This window comes from Streptomyces sp. URMC 129 (genome assembly GCF_051386415.1).
Classification (GTDB): domain Bacteria; phylum Actinomycetota; class Actinomycetes; order Streptomycetales; family Streptomycetaceae; genus Streptomyces.
The window spans coordinates 1-14806 of the sequence record NZ_JBPQTQ010000033.1 but is presented as its reverse complement, the minus strand read 5'-3'; the positions used below and the strand labels follow the sequence as shown (position 1 = coordinate 14806).

The following is a 14806-nucleotide window of genomic DNA, read 5'->3' as shown; positions in this document are numbered from 1 at the left end:
CTTGGCCGGACGCGGGCCCCCGCTTTCCGCCCGGGGTGCCGTGCAGCCCTCCTTGGCGCACTGAAGCGCCTTCTCCAGCGCCGCGAGCGCGGCCTCTTCGAGAGGAGGGGCGTCAGGGCGAACGCGAAGCACAAACTGCGCTTGTTTCGCCGCGCAGCCGATGTAGTGCGTCTCAACGCCGTTCTGCGGACATCGGCCGCACTCCTGGCAAGTCACGCCGGGACCTTTCTGGATACAGTGGCCCGCATGTCGGGCCGTCCGCTGGATGTCAGCCCGGCGAGCATGGTCATCACGTCAGGGGCGCCGCCGGGCCCGAGCTGCGCCTGACCGGGGGCCACGTCCGGAGAGAGCCCTGTGCCGGGGTCCAGGGCTCCAGGCCCTCCGCCCAGGAGGGCGGCCATCGGGTCCGCCGGGGCGGCCTGCGGCTGTTCCTTCGGGGCAAATGCCCTCAGGACCGCCTCCTCGAAGGGGAGCTTGTCCCGGAGCTTGATCAGCTCCGCCATCTTCGCCAGCGTCTCCGTGGGGTCCATGCCCTGCTGGGCCAGGACGCCGATGCTTGCCGCCATGGCGTACACGCCCTGTTTCAGGGCGTCCACAACGCCTTCCCGGTCAATCTGCTTCTGTAGCTCCTGGACATCCATGTCCATGGGGAGCTGCTGCTGGACGAAGTCCCGGGGGACAAGCTGGTCTCCCCGAAGCTGAAGCAGAAAGATGAGCGCCTGGTTCGGGTTCATACCGGAGGCGAAACCGTAAGACACCGACACACGATATGAACCCTTGATGTCCTGCGAGGGCGTATACCGCTCCTCGAAGGGCGTCCCGTTGATGACGCCGGAGATTTCCTTCTGGGCCTCCGGCCAGAACCTCTCGTCCATCTCGAACGCCAGCTCAATGGCGTCAGAAATGGCTTGGCCAATCGTGAGCTGACCGGTACGGATCTGGATGTCATAGCCTCCGGCCAGGGCTTCCACGCCCTTTCCGGTGATGATGGAGGCGTCTATGTCACCGGAGGCCGCACGGGGCGTCCTGGTGGCGCGCATGACCTCCTCTGCCAGCAGGGAATCCTGCTGCCATGCGGCCGTGGGGATATCCCCGCCGACGCGGCGGATCTTGTCCGGAGAATCAGTGCGGATTACGGCATCGTCACCGAAGCTGATCTTCTGGACATCCGTGGGGAGCGCCAGCGGCGCCCGCACGGCCTGATTGGTCGCCTGGAGCCCCAGCATCGCCACGCGGTTGCGAGCCAGGAACGGGTAGACGGCGTCATCGAATTGCCCGCGATCCTGGTCGTCATACGACGGCTTGAGCGCGATGGCGACCGCGACCTTCCCGAAGGGATTGTCCATGTACGCCAGGACGAGGTTGTTGCGCTCCGGCATGTACAGGACGACGCAATGCGCGTCCATGTACTTGATGACCTCAAGCTCCGTATCGCCGGACTGGCCGGAATTCCAGGTGGCATCCCGCTTGCCCAGGATGGCGCTCTCGTGCATCGGGAACTTCGCCGCCAGCCGGCGGGCCGTCTCGCGCCATGTGCGCGTGTAGGACCGAATCTCGCCGTTCAGGCCCCACTCGGGGTAAGACCCCATCGGGTTGTCGATCCGGAGAACCGGCCTGCCGGACTTGAAGTCAGGCTCAACGACAATCGGCATGGAGCCGTACATCAGGTACCAGTCGCAGCCGCGCGGCATCTGCCGCTCAAGGCGGCTGTCGATGATGTAGCTGTACGCAATCTTTGTGCGCTTCGCGCTGCGCCGCTTGGCGGCCTCGGAGGTGCCAGAGCCGGTGGAGCAGTTGATGCTCGGCAGCGGCGCCAGGTTCTCCGCGAGCTGCCGAGCGGAAATATCGATCATGTTGGCCGTGATCGGCTTCGGCCAGGCGTCCGGCATTGTGCCGGGCGCAATGTTGTCGATTCGCTGAGCGCGGGCGTCATAAACCGTCTGGTGGCGCGCGTCGCGATCAGCATAGTCTCGCCTCAGCGCGTCAACGCGCTGGACTATGCCCTTCATCCGCTCCGGCTCAATCACCGCGCCTCCAGAACCTCAAGCTCACTTGAAGTATGCCCTATTCCGCCAGGCGCGACGCAAGCTTGTCCGCCACGGCTTCAGCCAGAGCCTCCAGATTCACGCCACCGACCTGAAGGGCGGCAATCTGCGCCTCCATGGCCTTTATGCGGGAGCGGACCTCGCGCAAGATGTTGCCCGTGTCAGTGATCACGAACTTCGGGGCCCACTCGGGATTCTGCTCGGTGCCCCACGGCACCTCGATCAGGCCGTCCTTCTCCCAGACGCGCTCTGCGATCTTCTCGATTTCCGCAGCAGTCAGCGGCATTTCCTCATCCTCTCCCGGGTTCCAGCCAGCGGGGTGCTTGAGTCGTTCCGCGACGCGCGCACGCACGTCGCTCATGGTGATTCCGGGGCCGCGTGGGTCGATCTTCCCGGGTTGCCACTCCAGGTGGCCGATTACCGAAGTGGGCCCCACGCGGCCCCAGTCATGGGCCCGACACAGGGCGGCGGAGGCGCGTACGACGGCCTCCACCTGCTCCTTGGGCCAGGGGTCCTTACCGTCACCGAGATTCACGCACTCGAAGCCGTAGAAGTGGGTGTTCCCATCGGTGTCCGCCTCGTTGTCGGCGGGAAGTGGAGCTTCCGCCTTAACGGCGGACAGGACGTCGCCATCCCCCTTGCCGGCGTGATTGGCGCGGCCGTGGCCGACCAGATAGACGGTGCCGTCCTTGGCGATCACGCCGTGGCACAGCGGCCCCGGAAGGTCCGAACGGCCGTAATAGCAAAGCTCCACGCTGTTCACGGTGCCCGAGGTCACCGTGTGGTGAATCATGACCCCGTTCACCGGACCCCAGGACCCCACATGATTCCGGTTGTTCGTCCGCCAGGACCGGTGCTCCACGACCTTCACCCCCTCCGCCCTGAGGGCGGCGACGAGTCGGTCAGCCGTCAGTGGCGTGGCCATCAGTTCAATCTCCCGTCCCACGTGCTCACCAGACCTTGCTGGAGGGCGTAGTCAATATCCAGGACAACCTGACTCTCCCGCTCGCGGGCGGAGAGAAACTCCTTGTCCGACTGGTGATGGTCGGGGAACTGGAGCTGAACCAGCTCCCGGGCGCGGATCTCCGCGAACCACAGAGCCATGACGACATCCGTGAGGCCCTTGGTCTCCGGGAACCACGCGCAAAGCTGCTCGATAAGAGCCCGGACACCCTCGGATTGCTGCGGATTCGGCAGTCTCAGGAGCTGCCGCCCGACCTCCCAGCCCTCAAAGAGGGTCGCCATGCTGGCAACGCCGAAGTCGGAATCCCATTTCCGGCCGTCCGTGTGATGCGGCTTGATGAGGCAGCCGCGCTTCGCCAGCTCCAGACGAATCTCACGATCCTGAACGATGGAGAGCTGGTACGCGTTGCGCTCCACCTTCCACTCCTGGATTCCGTATCGCTCGGTGAGGCGATACATTTCGCTCCGCATTTGATGCGGCGGAAGTGCTCGTTTGTTCACCACATCAAGAAGCCAGCGCTCACGAGACAGGCGATCGACCCCGAGCACGACCATGGCCGTGAATCCGGCCGCCGCCGGGTCAAGCCCGGCGATAACCGCCAGGCCCTCCATGCCGTGCTTCCGGTGGCCGGGGGCGCCGGCCACCATGCGCCCAGCAAAGCGCCGCTTATCCACTGAGCCCTGCACGGCCGCCATCTTGAACGTGGCGTCATCAGCCACCTGTTCCTGCTGGTAGACCATGCTCCAGTTGCGAGGGCTCATCTTCCGGCGCTTCTTCGCCAGAGCCCTGCCATCCCACATGGGCCATAGGCCGTCTTCGTCCTGGCGGACGAGCTTGCGGGCCGCAATGGTCACTGGAGGCCGGTTGGTGCGCGGCCACAGGGTCACCCAGTCCTCGGGGTCGTCCGCCAGTTCCAGCACGGCTGGCTGAGTCAGATACGTCCACGGGCTCTCGCCCTCGGCGTAGTAAGTCGGCCTCAGGATCTCGGAATACAGATCCACGGTCGCCATGCGGGTTCCGATGAGCAGCATCCGCCCGCCCGCGTCCGCGACACGGGAACCCACCTGGTTCTGAATCCAGTCAATCTGGGATTCGAACGCCTGGTGGTTGGTGTGATCCACACAGTCATCCATGATGGCCAGGTCACAACGGCTGCCATAGATCTGGCCACCGATACCCACGGCCTGGACCGTGGGGTCTTTTTCGCCGGAGTCCCGGCCGGCGACATAGATCTTGTCGGCCGTCCAGGCGGCGGAGCCCTCGGCAAAGCCCCCAGGGGGCCCGAACGCCTGCTGAAGCTCCGTGTACGCCTCGGACTGCGAAAGGCGGTCCTTGATGGCCAGGAGGAACTTCTTGGCCATGTCCTGAGTCTTGGAGATCAGCAGAATGCGGATGTTCGGGTCCTGCACGATCCGCCACACCACGTAGTTCACGGTGAGCGTGGTGGACTTGGCATGCTCCGGAGGCGTGTTGACCAGGATCTGATCCTCATCACCCCGGATGTACCGCTGCGCGGGATGCAGGTCGCGCGGCTCCCTGCCCTCCAGGAGGTCATACCACTGGAGGTGGTGCCAGAAGAGACGGGTGTTGAGATACCGCTCGCAGAACTCGGGGAAGCCCGGGACCTCGGCACGCTCCTGGCCGGAGCGTTCAGCATTCTGCTGTAGCGCCCTGTCGATCAGGTCCCGGAAGTCAGGGTCTGACTTCCGGTAGTAGTCATAGGTGCTCCTGGCTTTGCCGGCCTGCCTGCACCCCTCCTCGATCGTGAAGCCCATCCGGACCGTCGAGAGAATCGTCGCCTTGGCCTCCGTCGCGGACGCCTTGGAGACCCGCCGGTCCCGGGGGGCGAGTTTGCCATCTGCCATCACTCGCAGCTTGGCCATGCCGTCACACCCGCCCTCCGGGGCCCTTGGGGGCCCTCTGGGGGCCGCTCGCACTTTCCAGGATACCTTGTACTCGAACACGCATTCGAGGCCGCGAGGCGGCCGCACAGGGCTTTTCAACAAACTGTTGAGAAGTAGGCCGCAGAGGGCCGAACATGTGTGCGGTAAGATGGTCACTGCCGGGTTGAGCACGCTCCCCGGTCTCCCGCACTGAATGCGGAAGCAGGCCGTCAGAGGGCACCGCACAATCGCGCCCGGATTCGGCCGGGCGCATTCCACGAGGGCCAGGCGTCCGGAGGTCGGAGCGCCGTGGCGGACACACACCAGACCTGAGCCCACATGCCGCGCTGACCAGGAGTAATGCCCTGAGTCCTCCCCGCCACAGGGCTCCATGTCCCCGCGCGGAAGCGCGGGACACAGGGCGCCTGCCGGCGCCCCGGATATGGCGGCCACAAGGCCGCCCAGTGGTGATTAGGGGCCGCCGCAAGCGGCCCCCCAATAAGACTCCTCCGGAGCCCGGATAGGCGGCCCATAAGGGCCGCCATAAACCTGGGGAGTTTGCGAGCGAATTGGATGGACTTACCAGTCCATCCTCGCGAGCACAAGTTTAACAATCCCGGGTCAAAGACCCGGAAAACCGGACAGAACGAGACAAGATCGCCCAAGATCTTGGCTCGCGAGGATGTCAGAGAGTCGACAGACACTCTGACCTGCATGGATGCAGGATCAGACTGCTGCCTCCTCTCACCTGGATGGCCTCTGGCCATCATGGGAGCTGGCCTGACGGCCAGCTCATGTGTGCGCATACGCGCACGCACACGCGTGCACACGCACGCGCGAAGCGGCTCCTTCGTCGCCGCTCCCTCAGCCGCACAAGCGGCTGAGGAATGGACAGACACCACCTGGCCCGGCTGATGTCGGGCTCCTGTGCGTCCGGCGCCAGCCGGACGCCCTGGCACGCACGTGTGCGTGCGTGAGAGAGCCTGCCCCGTGCCGGATGGCCGCCCCGCCAGGGCGGCAGCCACACCCCTATGTGGCCGCCTGAGGCGGCCGTGGTCAGGGCAAGTCCCTCGGTCCCGCAGGAGCCCCGGCAGGGGCTCACAGAGCCGCATGAGGCCGCATGTCCCGAAGTGCCGCGACAGGGGCACCATGTGCCCCGGCCGGCCCTGATGTCACACAGGGTGTTTGACCGATCGGTAAGCAAGGCTTACCTCATCACATACTCTTCACATCTCTGACCTGGACCTCCACTTCTTGTTAGAGGTCGCGTCAGCACTTGCGTGCACGGAGCGTGACACACAAAGTGATCCGGAAACGGATCGCGAAAGGATCTTGCGATCCCGTACAACCTTTCGACCATTTGCCCTCCGAGCTGCGCGTTCGATTCGAACAGAGTGACTTTACCTTTTCTTGACTTGACCCGGATCCGGATCGCGCCGTAAGTTATGACCACTCCACCACGGAGCACCGCGAAAGCGGAGGAAGTGGGAGGAGTCGAGGACTTCACGTCAACTGAACAAACGGCAGACCGGGCAAGAGCATCGAACGCTGATCGCGCATGGATGCTTCACAACCCGCCTCACGGCGGACAGGGCCAGAACAACCCGGCGTAGACACCCTCCGGACCCATAGACCTGGAACGGGCTACGTAGCCAAGGACGCACGCTCCGCGAGGCGGAGCGTGGGAGCGTCCGCGAGATGCGCAGGGGTCAGGTGCATCGGCGCCCTTAGGCGCCTGGCATCCCGATGGGATGTCACTCGTCACGCAGGCAGGGAGCGATCGGTGCCCGTAATACCAGGTAGCCAGCCCTGGTTGGGACATGCCCCCTGCCTGCATGATGAGTCATCGCGTGATCAAGGGATAGAGATCATGGGGAGTGGAACCAAGTGTGCTGTCATCGGATGCGATGTGGCAGCCACGCACACCCTGAGGTGGTGTGGTACCCATCCGGCCGACAACTGGGAGGAGGAGCCTGTCTGCAAGGAAGACGGGGATGTCTTCCTGCGGATGCCCGCGCTGCGGTCGTACCTCAGGCCCCTGAGTGGCAACTGATCCTGCCGGGCCTGAGAGCCAGCGGCCCTACGGGGCCGCTAGGCTCGACTGGTCTTACAGGGAGAGGAAGACTGATCATGAACATGAAGCTGGGCAAGGTCGGCGTTGGAGGAATCGGCCCATACCCGGCCGACATTCATGTTGGGCCGGGGGTTATTCCCCGGTTCTCCGGTGAAGTCATGCGGCAGATCGCCGCTGACGTCGATTACCCGGACTGCAACCGGGTGGAGTTCCTGGGCGACGGCACGGCCGTGATCTACGAAGAGGAACAATACGGAGGTCACGAAGTCGGGCGGATCACGCCCGACAAGCAGGGGCGATACACGTGGACCGCCGACATCGGCGTGATGTGGGCATGGGAAGACTGGACGGACCCCGCCTGACGCACTCCCGTAGAGAGAAAAGATCATGAGCAAAGGTGAAATGGCTTATGCCGAGCTGATGGAATGGTGTGCACGGAAACGCGTAGAGCTTTCGTGGGACTTCTCCAGTCAGTCGCCCGAGGAGCAGGCGCGCCGAACGGCGCAGGAGGCTCTTTTGGGGGAGCTGGAAGAGCGCTTTTTCGCAGCACTGCCGTAGCGACTTGGCCGCCGGACCCCACCCGGTGGTCTTATCGCTGCTACAGAGCAGCGAGGGGACCCTGTGCGGGCCATCGCGCAGCGGAGGCCGACCTAGACCGTGCCTCTGCATCACGTGCCGATGGCGACCCCTGGGGAGGCGAGGCGGAAGGGCGCAGCCTCCCCGCATGGACAGCATAGAGGCCCAGGGATGCCCCCCTGGGCCTCTTGGTGACCTACCGGGAGAGAAGGTCATGAACGAGAGTAGCAAGGTCAGGTGCAGCACCATCGGGTGCACGGAGCTGGCCACACACGTGCTGCTGTGGCACGACCGTGGCACGGGTGAGGCTGTCGTGGAACCGGTCTGCGAGCCGGATGGGGCGTCGTACACCACTCGCCTGACCCTCCGGGCGACGCTCCCCCCCTTGGGGGGTGAGTGATCATGGGGGATCCGGTCATTGCCGGAGTCGGTGATCACGTCCGGGTCCGTCTGCCTTACTCCGAGGTGTGCATGCACATGCGGGTAGCGGGTCAGGCGATGACTGTCGTGATTCTTGAGCACGGTGCCCAGATCCTCAAGGAGGATGGCTCTTCGTTCTCTTTCCCGATCTCCCATGGAGAGGCGGGTATTTACCCGCTTGATGGTGGCTCGTTCCGCGTCTATCAGGTGGCGGGTGAGTGATCATGCGATGCTCAGCCGTGGCCTGTACGTCCACCGCCACTCATGAGCTGGTGTGGCGTGTCTACGACACCGGAGAAGAGGTCGTAGAGCCTGTGTGTGAGGCTGACGCCTTCCTCGACGCCCCGAGCCCGGCCTTCAGGCCGGAAGTACGTCCCCTGACGGGTGAGTGATCATGGCAACCGTAACCATCAAGCGTCTAGGCAATCAGCCCGGGGTGACGGAGAGCAGATACCGGCTGACGCACTCGCGTCTCCCCGGCCAGAATTGGGTGCGTGACTATCGCGGCATGATTGCTGATCTGATGGTGGCGTGTGATTTCGACGCCCCTACTGCGCGAGGTGCGGTCATGGACGCCTTCATCTTGGGGGAAGTCTCGATCGAGACGGAGGGGTGATTATGGAAGCCGAGTGTTGCCCCAACGGGCAGTCCGGTGCCGAGTGCACTGAGTTGGACCCTTGTGAGCCCTGCTGGCAGGACCAGCAGGACGAGGGCGATGAGATCGAGCGGAGCATGGGGCTCCGCTGACCCTGCCGGATCATCGGGCGCCCGTACCCCACGCGGGCGCCCTCTTGGTTCTACAGGGAGAGGACGGAACCATGGCCAGCAAGCTGACCCGTGCGGAGCTGAAGGAACAGGCACGAGAGGTGCTCCTCCATGGCATCGCAAACCAGCTCGGGTATTACAATCCTGACGACGACGCCCGGGAAATCCCGGAGGGGCAGCGTGACGAGTTTCAGGCTGTCATGAAGCGCGAGGCGGATCGCGTCGCGCGGCTTTTTGGCTACGAGAAGGCTTGGGTTAACTGATGAACCGGATCGAGTTGCGCACGATCATTCACAACGCGCTGAATACAAAGGTCGGCACGGAGTACGGGGACATCCTGAGCGTAGAGCGACTGGACCCCTTCAGGCAGGAGTGGGGGTTGCGCGTCACCGCCCCTGACCCGATGGGAGAGCCCCGGGTGTTCCGCGTGATCATCACGGAGGGGTAACCCCCTGCCGGATCAGCACGGACCCACGGTGTCAGCACCAGCCCGCTACCGTGGGTCCCTCCGGTCTTACAGGAGACCGGCCCCCCTCGCGGGGGGCACCACCACATGACCTTGGGAGAGGGATCATGCAACACGACATCGCGCCCATGGAGTACATGACGGACGAGATCACCCCGGGTGAAGTCCTGATCTTTCGGTGGTCCGGGGGGACCAGGATCGAGATCGGCCGCCCGGAGGGCGAGGAATACGTCTGGGATCAGTGCATCGGCGTCTACGACCACGCGACGGGAGAGAAGACGATTCCGGCCACTTACGAGGCGTTCCGAGCCAAGGTGGATGAGTGGATCGCCGACAATCGCTGACCGCCGGGTGAGCAGGTAATTAATGGAGATCCAAGGGAGAGGGATCATGAACGAGATTGAGATTCCGGACGTGGAGCCGGGAGAGGGCACCGGCCCCTTTTCTGGGGTTGACCCTGATGCTCCCAACGCGTCGCGAGACCAATACGAGTGCATGCGGTGTGGTGCCGTGAGCGGCTGGGCTGATGCGTGGGCGCCCGGAAAGCAGGGCATCGTTGCGATGGGCGCATGGAGAATGGGTCATCGTGAAGCGACCGGGCATCAGCGTTATTATCGTTGGACTATCCAGCGACGCATTATCCCCTGATCGCAGGGACGCCCCTCCGGGGGCGTCCCGCCCTCCCGTGGCGTCAGACGCCCGTACATGTGTCCGCCAGTGGCCCATCCCCCCAGGGTCCTGGTTCAGTCGCAGTCACCCACCTCTCCCCAGTAGGGGTGACTCCTGCGCATGTACGGGCATCTGTCCTCATGGGAGAGGAGGGATGGAATGCCCTTTGACTGGTATGACCGCGAGGGAAACGCGATCGACATGGAGCAGGTTGAGACCCTGCTCAGCATGTCCAGCTACAAGCGCATAGCGCTGACGGAGGTCACTTCCGAGAGTGATGCGGACATCAGGTTCCGCGTGTCTACGGTGTGGCTTGGGCTGAATCACAATTGGAACGCCGGCCCGCCGCTGATTTTCGAAACCATGGTGTTCAGCGGCGAGGAGCCCGCCCCGGAGGCATGGGCTGACAGACTCTGTCAGCGATACAGCAATGAGCTTGACGCCAAGCTTGGGCATGAGGAGGCCGTCATCGTGGTGGCGGCCACAGTGCCGGATGAGATCATCACGACGCAGTGAACCGCCAGCCCCCCCCGCCCGGCGGCGGATCCATCCCACCGGGGCGGGGGTCAACCCCTCAGGGAGAGGAAGGGAACGTGCCGGAGGAGATCGCAAGTCACATCCCAGGCAGAGCAGTGGGCTGCTATGACCTCCTGGACGAGCTGACGGAGGCGTACGGCCTGCCCAGACAGCAGGTACATGAGGGGATCCACGCCTTGCTTGATCAGCTCGTGGAGTTGGATGGAGAGGAGGCGGTCGTCCTTGACCGCCGGCGTGACCGGGACCCGTACTGGCGGCTGACGATCTCGGACGACGCACTTGACGCCATCCGGGAGCACTACAAGGCCGTCCACGCTTCCGCATGACGTCGACCAGGTGGTAGTATCACCGCGTCCCCGCAGCGCGGGGGTGTTCCGCGTTCGTTCTCCCTGCCAGTGAGCAGGCGGATGCTGTCCCCGCTTCTGCGGGGCCGACCGCTCTCCCCCCACCTCTTATAGGGGGAGAGCGGCATTACCCTCGCTTCTCCACCGTGGCACGCTCTCTTGTGTCTCGCGTTTCGATCGGCCCCGCCGTGGCGGGGCCTTCGCCATACTCAGCCCCGGATGGGTGAAAGTTCCTCGAACTGGCTGCGTACGCAGCGCAGTTTTGGGAGCATGCCCGGATGGACGAGACGGACAGCCGGTTCTACGGGCTCGGAGAGCCCGTAGACCTCAGTTACCAGGCTCGGGAGAGGCCGGGCATGGGGTGGTATGTAGTGGACGGACACGGGCACATGGTGCACTACAACGGCCGGGCCGCCAGGGACCTGGATGAGGAGACTGCCAGGTCGATGGCGGCGTACCTGAACGGCCGGACGGACTAGTAGCGCCAGCGGTGGCCACAGGACGGCTCCATGCAGGCCCACTCACCAGGGTTGCCCCTGGAGGTGACGTTTGTGCTTCCGCACTGAGGGCAGGTCATGCTCATTGCACACCCTCCGACACGGAGGGTTATCCATACCATAGACCCTTTGGGAGAGGGGAGTCATGACGAGCTTGACAGGATGGGCTACGGCCCTGAGGGACACCGATCAGCGAGGCGTCTGGCGAGCGAAAGACCTGGATGGCGCGGAGAACGCCATCCAGGTTCTTACGCAGCTCGACCGGGCTGCCGATTTCATAAGGGTAGTCGACCTGCGGGTCGTGCCCGCACTGCTACAGGTCCCCCACTACTCCCTCGGGGTGATCAAGGGCATCAATCCGCGCCTCTCGGAGAGGGAGGCGAAGCTGAGGATGCTCCTGAAGTCCGCCAGGACCGGCGAGTTTCATCAGCGCCTCCAGCGCATGCCTGCCCCGAGGCAGGGTGAACACCCGCACCTGCGGGCCGTGATCGGTGAGGCGGCCCTGAGATATCCGTGGGATCCGGGCAGCCACGAGCAGCAGCTCCGGCACCTGCTCCGCATGGCGGAGCATCCGAACATTCGCATCTACGTGCTCCCGATGGGAGTGCAGGCACCCATGGTCAGTGATCACTTCGTCCTCTACTCGACCCGCCCCGAGGCGGGGAGGCGAGAGAGTCACGCGGTTTTCACGGAACATGCGGCCGGCGGAACTATTGCCACTCGCGCCGACATCACCCTTAAGCTGATCCAAGCCTTCGCGGATCTGGCGGCGCACGGAGCCAGGTCTCCGGAGGAGAGCAGGGACATGATCAGGGGAGAGGTACGGGCATGGATCGGACGTTGGCAGCCCAGCACGCAGGGGCGACGTACGTAAAGAGCAGCTACAGCGAGCGCGAGTGCGTAGAGGTCGCCGTGGGCGCCTCTACGGGTATCCGGGACAGCAAGGATCCTGAGCGCGCGTTCGAGGTCACCGGGGCCGCCTGGGCGGCCTTCCTGGGGACCCTGAAGAGGTGAAGGGTTTCCTGGTCTTCGCTCTCTGGATGTTCCTGGCCTTCAGCCTGGTAGGCGTGGCCGGGGGACTCGCTGAGGGCAAGCCGAAGGTCTTCATCCCCACAGCCATCGGCGCAGCCCTTGCGGGGCTGGCTGTATGGCGTCTGAGGCGCCCAGCAGAAGCTGGGCGTACTCGGGCACCCTCGCCCCCCACGGGGGGCTCAGAGCGGCCCTGGAGGGCCCGCTAGGCATAACCGAACACAAGCTGAGGGCCCCTGTCGGCAAGCAGGGGCCCTCTCGCGTCTCCTCCGCTGTGGAGGCCGTGGACCTGGCCTGACACCACCAGGGGCGCGTAACGGTGTCACAAGGGCGGGCAAGCGGCACTGGCGAGCCGCAGCGGGACGGTACCCCCGCGCCTTTGAGGTCTGGAGGTTCGAATCCTCCTCTGCCCACGGGGCAGTGCACTGCCCAAGTGGGGCGTTCCGCCAGGAATGGTGCGGAGCTTAAACGACCGTCTAGAGCGGCGCCCACGCCTCCCTCGTAGTCCAGTGGCCCAAGACGTCGCGTTCGATGGGGATCGAGCCCCCAGGAGGCCCTGGTCTCCGAACCCGCAAGGGAGTGGCTCCGGCGCGGTAACCCCGGTTCGAATCCGGGCGAGGGAACGGGGGTGATGAACCCCACAAGATCGATCAGCCCTACTGGGTAGTACATGGCCCCGGTGCACGCAGGATCTATACACCTGCCACACTCTGGCCAACTGCCGGCTTGATCGATCACCCCAGGAAGGTCCTGCATGCCAGCACGAAAGAGAGGGGAGATGACCCCCCAGCAAGCAGCGGTTCTGGCGCGACTTGAGGCCAGATACAGGGCTCACCTGGAGGCCCTGGATGCCCTTCTGAGGGAGGCGGCGGACGCGGCGGGCCAGGTCAGCAGGCAGCAGATTGCGGACTGGCTGACTGAGGCCGTGCCGGATGCGCCCGTCAGCAAGACCAAGGTGGAGCGATGGCAGACCAAACTCCAGGCGCCCGGCGGACCGGGAGAAGTACGCCCGGTGGGCTGAAGAGACAGGACAAGCGGGCCCCAGGGCCGCCCTCGGCGGCCCTGGGGCTGTTCGATGCCCGTGGTCCAGCCACGGATGCGGAGAGCGGGGAAATTATGCAGTATGCAGATGACGAGCCGCTGACCGTCCCGGAGGTGATGTCGTACCTGAGGCTCTCGCGATCTCAGGTGTACGAACTGATCCGGACGGAACAGCTCAGGTCCGTCAAGTTGGGCGCATCCAGGCGTGTCCTGGCCGGGGAAGTGCACGCCTACCTGACCAGGGTGGCGGAGGCTGTCTGATGGCCAGGAGGCGCCCCAATGGGGCGGGCATGGATCCCGTCAAGCGCGGGGACGGCCGCTACGCGGCGAGAGTTTACACCATTCAGTCAGATGGGACCCGGAAGCCCAAGTGGGTTTACTCCCGGGACCTTGCGGAGTGCATCCGCAAGCGTGATGAGCTCCTGGCGAAGACCAGGGACCAGATCCCGGTACCGACGAAGTCGGCTCTCCTCAACGAATGGCTGGATTACTGGCTCGAAGAGATCGTGCGCAAGGATTACGCGTACACCACGTACGCGCGGTACGAGTCGGATTGTCGGCTGCACATCCGTCCGGCTCTCGGGGGGCAACGCCTTCAGGCGCTGACAGTCCCGATGGTCAGGTCCCTTAAGAGCGCCCTGAGGCGGAAGAGCGACAGCGTCGCCAAGAATTCGCTCGTAGCCCTTCGTTCCGCCCTGAAGGCGGCGATGAAGGAAGAACTCCTGACGCGCAATGTCGCAGACCTTGTGGACCTGCCCGACATAGAGCCCACAGAACGTATCCCCTGGAGAGAAAAGGAGATCATCGCCTTTTTCCAAGGCGTCCGTGACCATCACCTCTACCCGGCTTTCGTTCTCGCCCTTGTGCTGGGGTTGAGGCGCGGAGAGGTACGCGCCCTGCGCTGGAAGCGGATTGACTGGGATCGCCAGGCTATCCGGGTGGATCACCAGGCCCAGAGAGTCACGGTCCCCGGCATGGAGGCCGTGGAGGAGGAACGCAGGGCCAAAGGCAAGGGCCGGCGGAAGAATCAAGGCTATATAGCCATGCCTGATGCGCTGATCCCTATTCTCCTGGCGCACCAGGAGAGGCAGCAGGCGGCCTTCCTGGCCGCTGGCCGGGTCTGGACGGAGGAAGAATGCGTCTTTCAGGGCCGGGCGGGCATGCTCGGCCGGGACACCCTCTACAAGTCTTTCGTCCGGACTTCTCGTCGTCTGGGCCTGCGCGTAGTGCGCTTGCATGACGCACGACACGCGGCAAGCACCTGCCTGGCGGACACTGGGGCCAAGCCGCACGTGGCCCAGGGCATCCTGGGCCACGCTCACGCTGACACTACACTCACGGTTTACACACACGCTGAGCTGGAGGCTCAGCGGGAGGCCCTGAACCGAGCCGCAAATCTGATGCTCCAATGAGACTGCTGTCAGTGATGGGTGTCAGGGTGATGAACAGGGCTCCTGACCAGGAGCTTCATGGCGCAGGGCGAAGAGTCAACACTC

19 protein-coding genes and 2 tRNA genes are annotated in these 14806 nt (G+C 64.4%); 18 read left to right on the top strand and 3 right to left on the bottom strand.

Features of this window, described 5'->3' with window-relative positions; all coding sequences use genetic code 11:
• Positions 1 to 212 precede the first annotated feature (212 nt).
• From ACSNOC_RS09670 to ACSNOC_RS09660, 3 genes are read right to left on the bottom strand one after another with little or no spacing between them, the layout of a single operon-like run.
• Positions 213 to 2027 carry a hypothetical protein gene (locus ACSNOC_RS09670; RefSeq protein ID WP_436746891.1) on the bottom strand — a complete coding sequence of 605 codons (1815 nt, stop codon included), beginning with the start codon at positions 2025 to 2027 and terminating at the stop codon, positions 213 to 215.
• 37 nt (positions 2028 to 2064) lie between these two features.
• Positions 2065 to 2970, bottom strand: a complete 906-nt coding sequence (locus ACSNOC_RS09665) for an N-acetylmuramoyl-L-alanine amidase (protein ID WP_436746890.1) — start codon at positions 2968 to 2970, stop codon at positions 2065 to 2067.
• Positions 2970 to 4892: a hypothetical protein gene (locus ACSNOC_RS09660; RefSeq protein WP_436746889.1), complete on the bottom strand. Its 1923-nt coding sequence runs from the start codon at positions 4890 to 4892 to the stop codon at positions 2970 to 2972. Before ACSNOC_RS09660 ends, ACSNOC_RS09665 begins: the two co-directional genes overlap by 1 nt.
• A 2130-nt stretch (positions 4893 to 7022) precedes the next feature.
• Here ACSNOC_RS09660 and ACSNOC_RS09655 point away from each other — a divergent pair.
• The 18 genes from ACSNOC_RS09655 (at position 7023) to ACSNOC_RS09570 (ending at position 14722) form a co-directional block, all read left to right on the top strand.
• Positions 7023 to 7328 (top strand): hypothetical protein, encoded by a 306-nt coding sequence (locus tag ACSNOC_RS09655; protein WP_436746888.1) that lies wholly within the window; start codon positions 7023 to 7025, stop codon positions 7326 to 7328.
• Between the two features lie 25 nt (positions 7329 to 7353).
• On the top strand, positions 7354 to 7524 hold the full coding sequence (locus tag ACSNOC_RS09650; RefSeq protein WP_436746887.1) for a hypothetical protein: 171 nt from the start codon (positions 7354 to 7356) through the stop codon (positions 7522 to 7524).
• A gap of 420 nt (positions 7525 to 7944) precedes the next feature.
• Positions 7945 to 8184 carry a hypothetical protein gene (locus tag ACSNOC_RS09645; RefSeq protein WP_436746886.1) on the top strand — a complete coding sequence of 80 codons (240 nt, stop codon included), beginning with the start codon at positions 7945 to 7947 and terminating at the stop codon, positions 8182 to 8184.
• Positions 8185 to 8356: 172 nt separating this feature from the next.
• Positions 8357 to 8578, top strand: a complete 222-nt coding sequence (locus ACSNOC_RS09640; protein WP_436746885.1) for a hypothetical protein — start codon at positions 8357 to 8359, stop codon at positions 8576 to 8578.
• Positions 8579 to 8780: 202 nt separating this feature from the next.
• A complete protein-coding gene (locus ACSNOC_RS09635) occupies positions 8781 to 8990 on the top strand; it encodes a hypothetical protein (RefSeq protein WP_436746884.1) in 210 nt (69 codons plus the stop codon).
• Positions 8990 to 9175, top strand: a complete 186-nt coding sequence (locus ACSNOC_RS09630) for a hypothetical protein (RefSeq protein WP_436746883.1) — start codon at positions 8990 to 8992, stop codon at positions 9173 to 9175. Before ACSNOC_RS09635 ends, ACSNOC_RS09630 begins: the two co-directional genes overlap by 1 nt.
• A gap of 125 nt (positions 9176 to 9300) precedes the next feature.
• Positions 9301 to 9537, top strand: coding sequence for a hypothetical protein (locus ACSNOC_RS09625; RefSeq protein ID WP_436746882.1), 237 nt, complete (start codon positions 9301 to 9303; stop codon positions 9535 to 9537).
• Between the two features lie 46 nt (positions 9538 to 9583).
• Positions 9584 to 9841: a hypothetical protein gene (locus ACSNOC_RS09620; protein ID WP_436746881.1), complete on the top strand. Its 258-nt coding sequence runs from the start codon at positions 9584 to 9586 to the stop codon at positions 9839 to 9841.
• A 180-nt stretch (positions 9842 to 10021) separates the two neighbouring features.
• Positions 10022 to 10378 (top strand): hypothetical protein, encoded by a 357-nt coding sequence (locus ACSNOC_RS09615; RefSeq protein ID WP_436746880.1) that lies wholly within the window; start codon positions 10022 to 10024, stop codon positions 10376 to 10378.
• A gap of 77 nt (positions 10379 to 10455) precedes the next feature.
• On the top strand, positions 10456 to 10725 hold the full coding sequence (locus tag ACSNOC_RS09610) for a hypothetical protein (protein ID WP_436746879.1): 270 nt from the start codon (positions 10456 to 10458) through the stop codon (positions 10723 to 10725).
• Between the two features lie 374 nt (positions 10726 to 11099).
• Positions 11100 to 11222, top strand: coding sequence for a hypothetical protein (locus ACSNOC_RS09605; RefSeq protein WP_436746878.1), 123 nt, complete (start codon positions 11100 to 11102; stop codon positions 11220 to 11222).
• A 163-nt stretch (positions 11223 to 11385) separates the two neighbouring features.
• The gene (locus ACSNOC_RS09600; protein WP_436746877.1) at positions 11386 to 12114 is read left to right on the top strand and encodes a Scr1 family TA system antitoxin-like transcriptional regulator; all 729 of its coding nucleotides are present in this window, start codon (positions 11386 to 11388) and stop codon (positions 12112 to 12114) included.
• Entirely contained in the window at positions 12069 to 12254 is a 186-nt protein-coding gene (locus tag ACSNOC_RS09595) for a DUF397 domain-containing protein (RefSeq protein WP_436746876.1), read from the top strand. The genes ACSNOC_RS09600 and ACSNOC_RS09595 overlap by 46 nt, the downstream gene beginning before the upstream one ends.
• A gap of 343 nt (positions 12255 to 12597) precedes the next feature.
• Positions 12598 to 12682 (top strand) — tRNA-Thr (locus ACSNOC_RS09590).
• Positions 12683 to 12764: 82 nt separating this feature from the next.
• Positions 12765 to 12892: transfer RNA gene (locus tag ACSNOC_RS09585), tRNA-OTHER, on the top strand.
• A gap of 155 nt (positions 12893 to 13047) precedes the next feature.
• Positions 13048 to 13290: a hypothetical protein gene (locus ACSNOC_RS09580; protein ID WP_436746934.1), complete on the top strand. Its 243-nt coding sequence runs from the start codon at positions 13048 to 13050 to the stop codon at positions 13288 to 13290.
• The gene (locus ACSNOC_RS09575) at positions 13233 to 13571 is read left to right on the top strand and encodes a helix-turn-helix domain-containing protein (RefSeq protein ID WP_436746875.1); all 339 of its coding nucleotides are present in this window, start codon (positions 13233 to 13235) and stop codon (positions 13569 to 13571) included. The genes ACSNOC_RS09580 and ACSNOC_RS09575 overlap by 58 nt, the downstream gene beginning before the upstream one ends.
• 29 nt (positions 13572 to 13600) lie before the next feature.
• On the top strand, positions 13601 to 14722 hold the full coding sequence (locus ACSNOC_RS09570; RefSeq protein ID WP_436746874.1) for a tyrosine-type recombinase/integrase: 1122 nt from the start codon (positions 13601 to 13603) through the stop codon (positions 14720 to 14722).
• Positions 14723 to 14806 lie beyond the last annotated feature (84 nt).

Excerpts from the sequence above, each read along its gene's own strand:
- ACSNOC_RS09645 (WP_436746886.1), top strand. The coding sequence starts at position 7,945 with ATGGGGGATCCGGTCATTGCCGGAGTCGGTGATCACGTCCGGGTCCGT.
- ACSNOC_RS09640 (WP_436746885.1), top strand. The coding sequence starts at position 8,357 with ATGGCAACCGTAACCATCAAGCGTCTAGGCAATCAGCCCGGGGTGACG.
- ACSNOC_RS09605 (WP_436746878.1), top strand. The coding sequence starts at position 11,100 with ATGGGGTGGTATGTAGTGGACGGACACGGGCACATGGTGCACTACAAC.
- ACSNOC_RS09630 (WP_436746883.1), top strand. The coding sequence starts at position 8,990 with ATGAACCGGATCGAGTTGCGCACGATCATTCACAACGCGCTGAATACA.
- ACSNOC_RS09600 (WP_436746877.1), top strand. The coding sequence starts at position 11,386 with ATGACGAGCTTGACAGGATGGGCTACGGCCCTGAGGGACACCGATCAG.
- ACSNOC_RS09660 (WP_436746889.1), bottom strand. The coding sequence starts at position 4,892 with ATGGCCAAGCTGCGAGTGATGGCAGATGGCAAACTCGCCCCCCGGGAC.
- ACSNOC_RS09665 (WP_436746890.1), bottom strand. The coding sequence starts at position 2,970 with ATGGCCACGCCACTGACGGCTGACCGACTCGTCGCCGCCCTCAGGGCG.
- ACSNOC_RS09575 (WP_436746875.1), top strand. The coding sequence starts at position 13,233 with ATGGCAGACCAAACTCCAGGCGCCCGGCGGACCGGGAGAAGTACGCCC.
- ACSNOC_RS09580 (WP_436746934.1), top strand. The coding sequence starts at position 13,048 with ATGACCCCCCAGCAAGCAGCGGTTCTGGCGCGACTTGAGGCCAGATAC.
- ACSNOC_RS09625 (WP_436746882.1), top strand. The coding sequence starts at position 9,301 with ATGCAACACGACATCGCGCCCATGGAGTACATGACGGACGAGATCACC.
- ACSNOC_RS09615 (WP_436746880.1), top strand. The coding sequence starts at position 10,022 with ATGCCCTTTGACTGGTATGACCGCGAGGGAAACGCGATCGACATGGAG.
- ACSNOC_RS09570 (WP_436746874.1), top strand. The coding sequence starts at position 13,601 with ATGGATCCCGTCAAGCGCGGGGACGGCCGCTACGCGGCGAGAGTTTAC.
- ACSNOC_RS09595 (WP_436746876.1), top strand. The coding sequence starts at position 12,069 with ATGGATCGGACGTTGGCAGCCCAGCACGCAGGGGCGACGTACGTAAAG.
- ACSNOC_RS09650 (WP_436746887.1), top strand. The coding sequence starts at position 7,354 with ATGAGCAAAGGTGAAATGGCTTATGCCGAGCTGATGGAATGGTGTGCA.
- ACSNOC_RS09655 (WP_436746888.1), top strand. The coding sequence starts at position 7,023 with ATGAACATGAAGCTGGGCAAGGTCGGCGTTGGAGGAATCGGCCCATAC.
- ACSNOC_RS09620 (WP_436746881.1), top strand. The coding sequence starts at position 9,584 with ATGAACGAGATTGAGATTCCGGACGTGGAGCCGGGAGAGGGCACCGGC.
- ACSNOC_RS09635 (WP_436746884.1), top strand. The coding sequence starts at position 8,781 with ATGGCCAGCAAGCTGACCCGTGCGGAGCTGAAGGAACAGGCACGAGAG.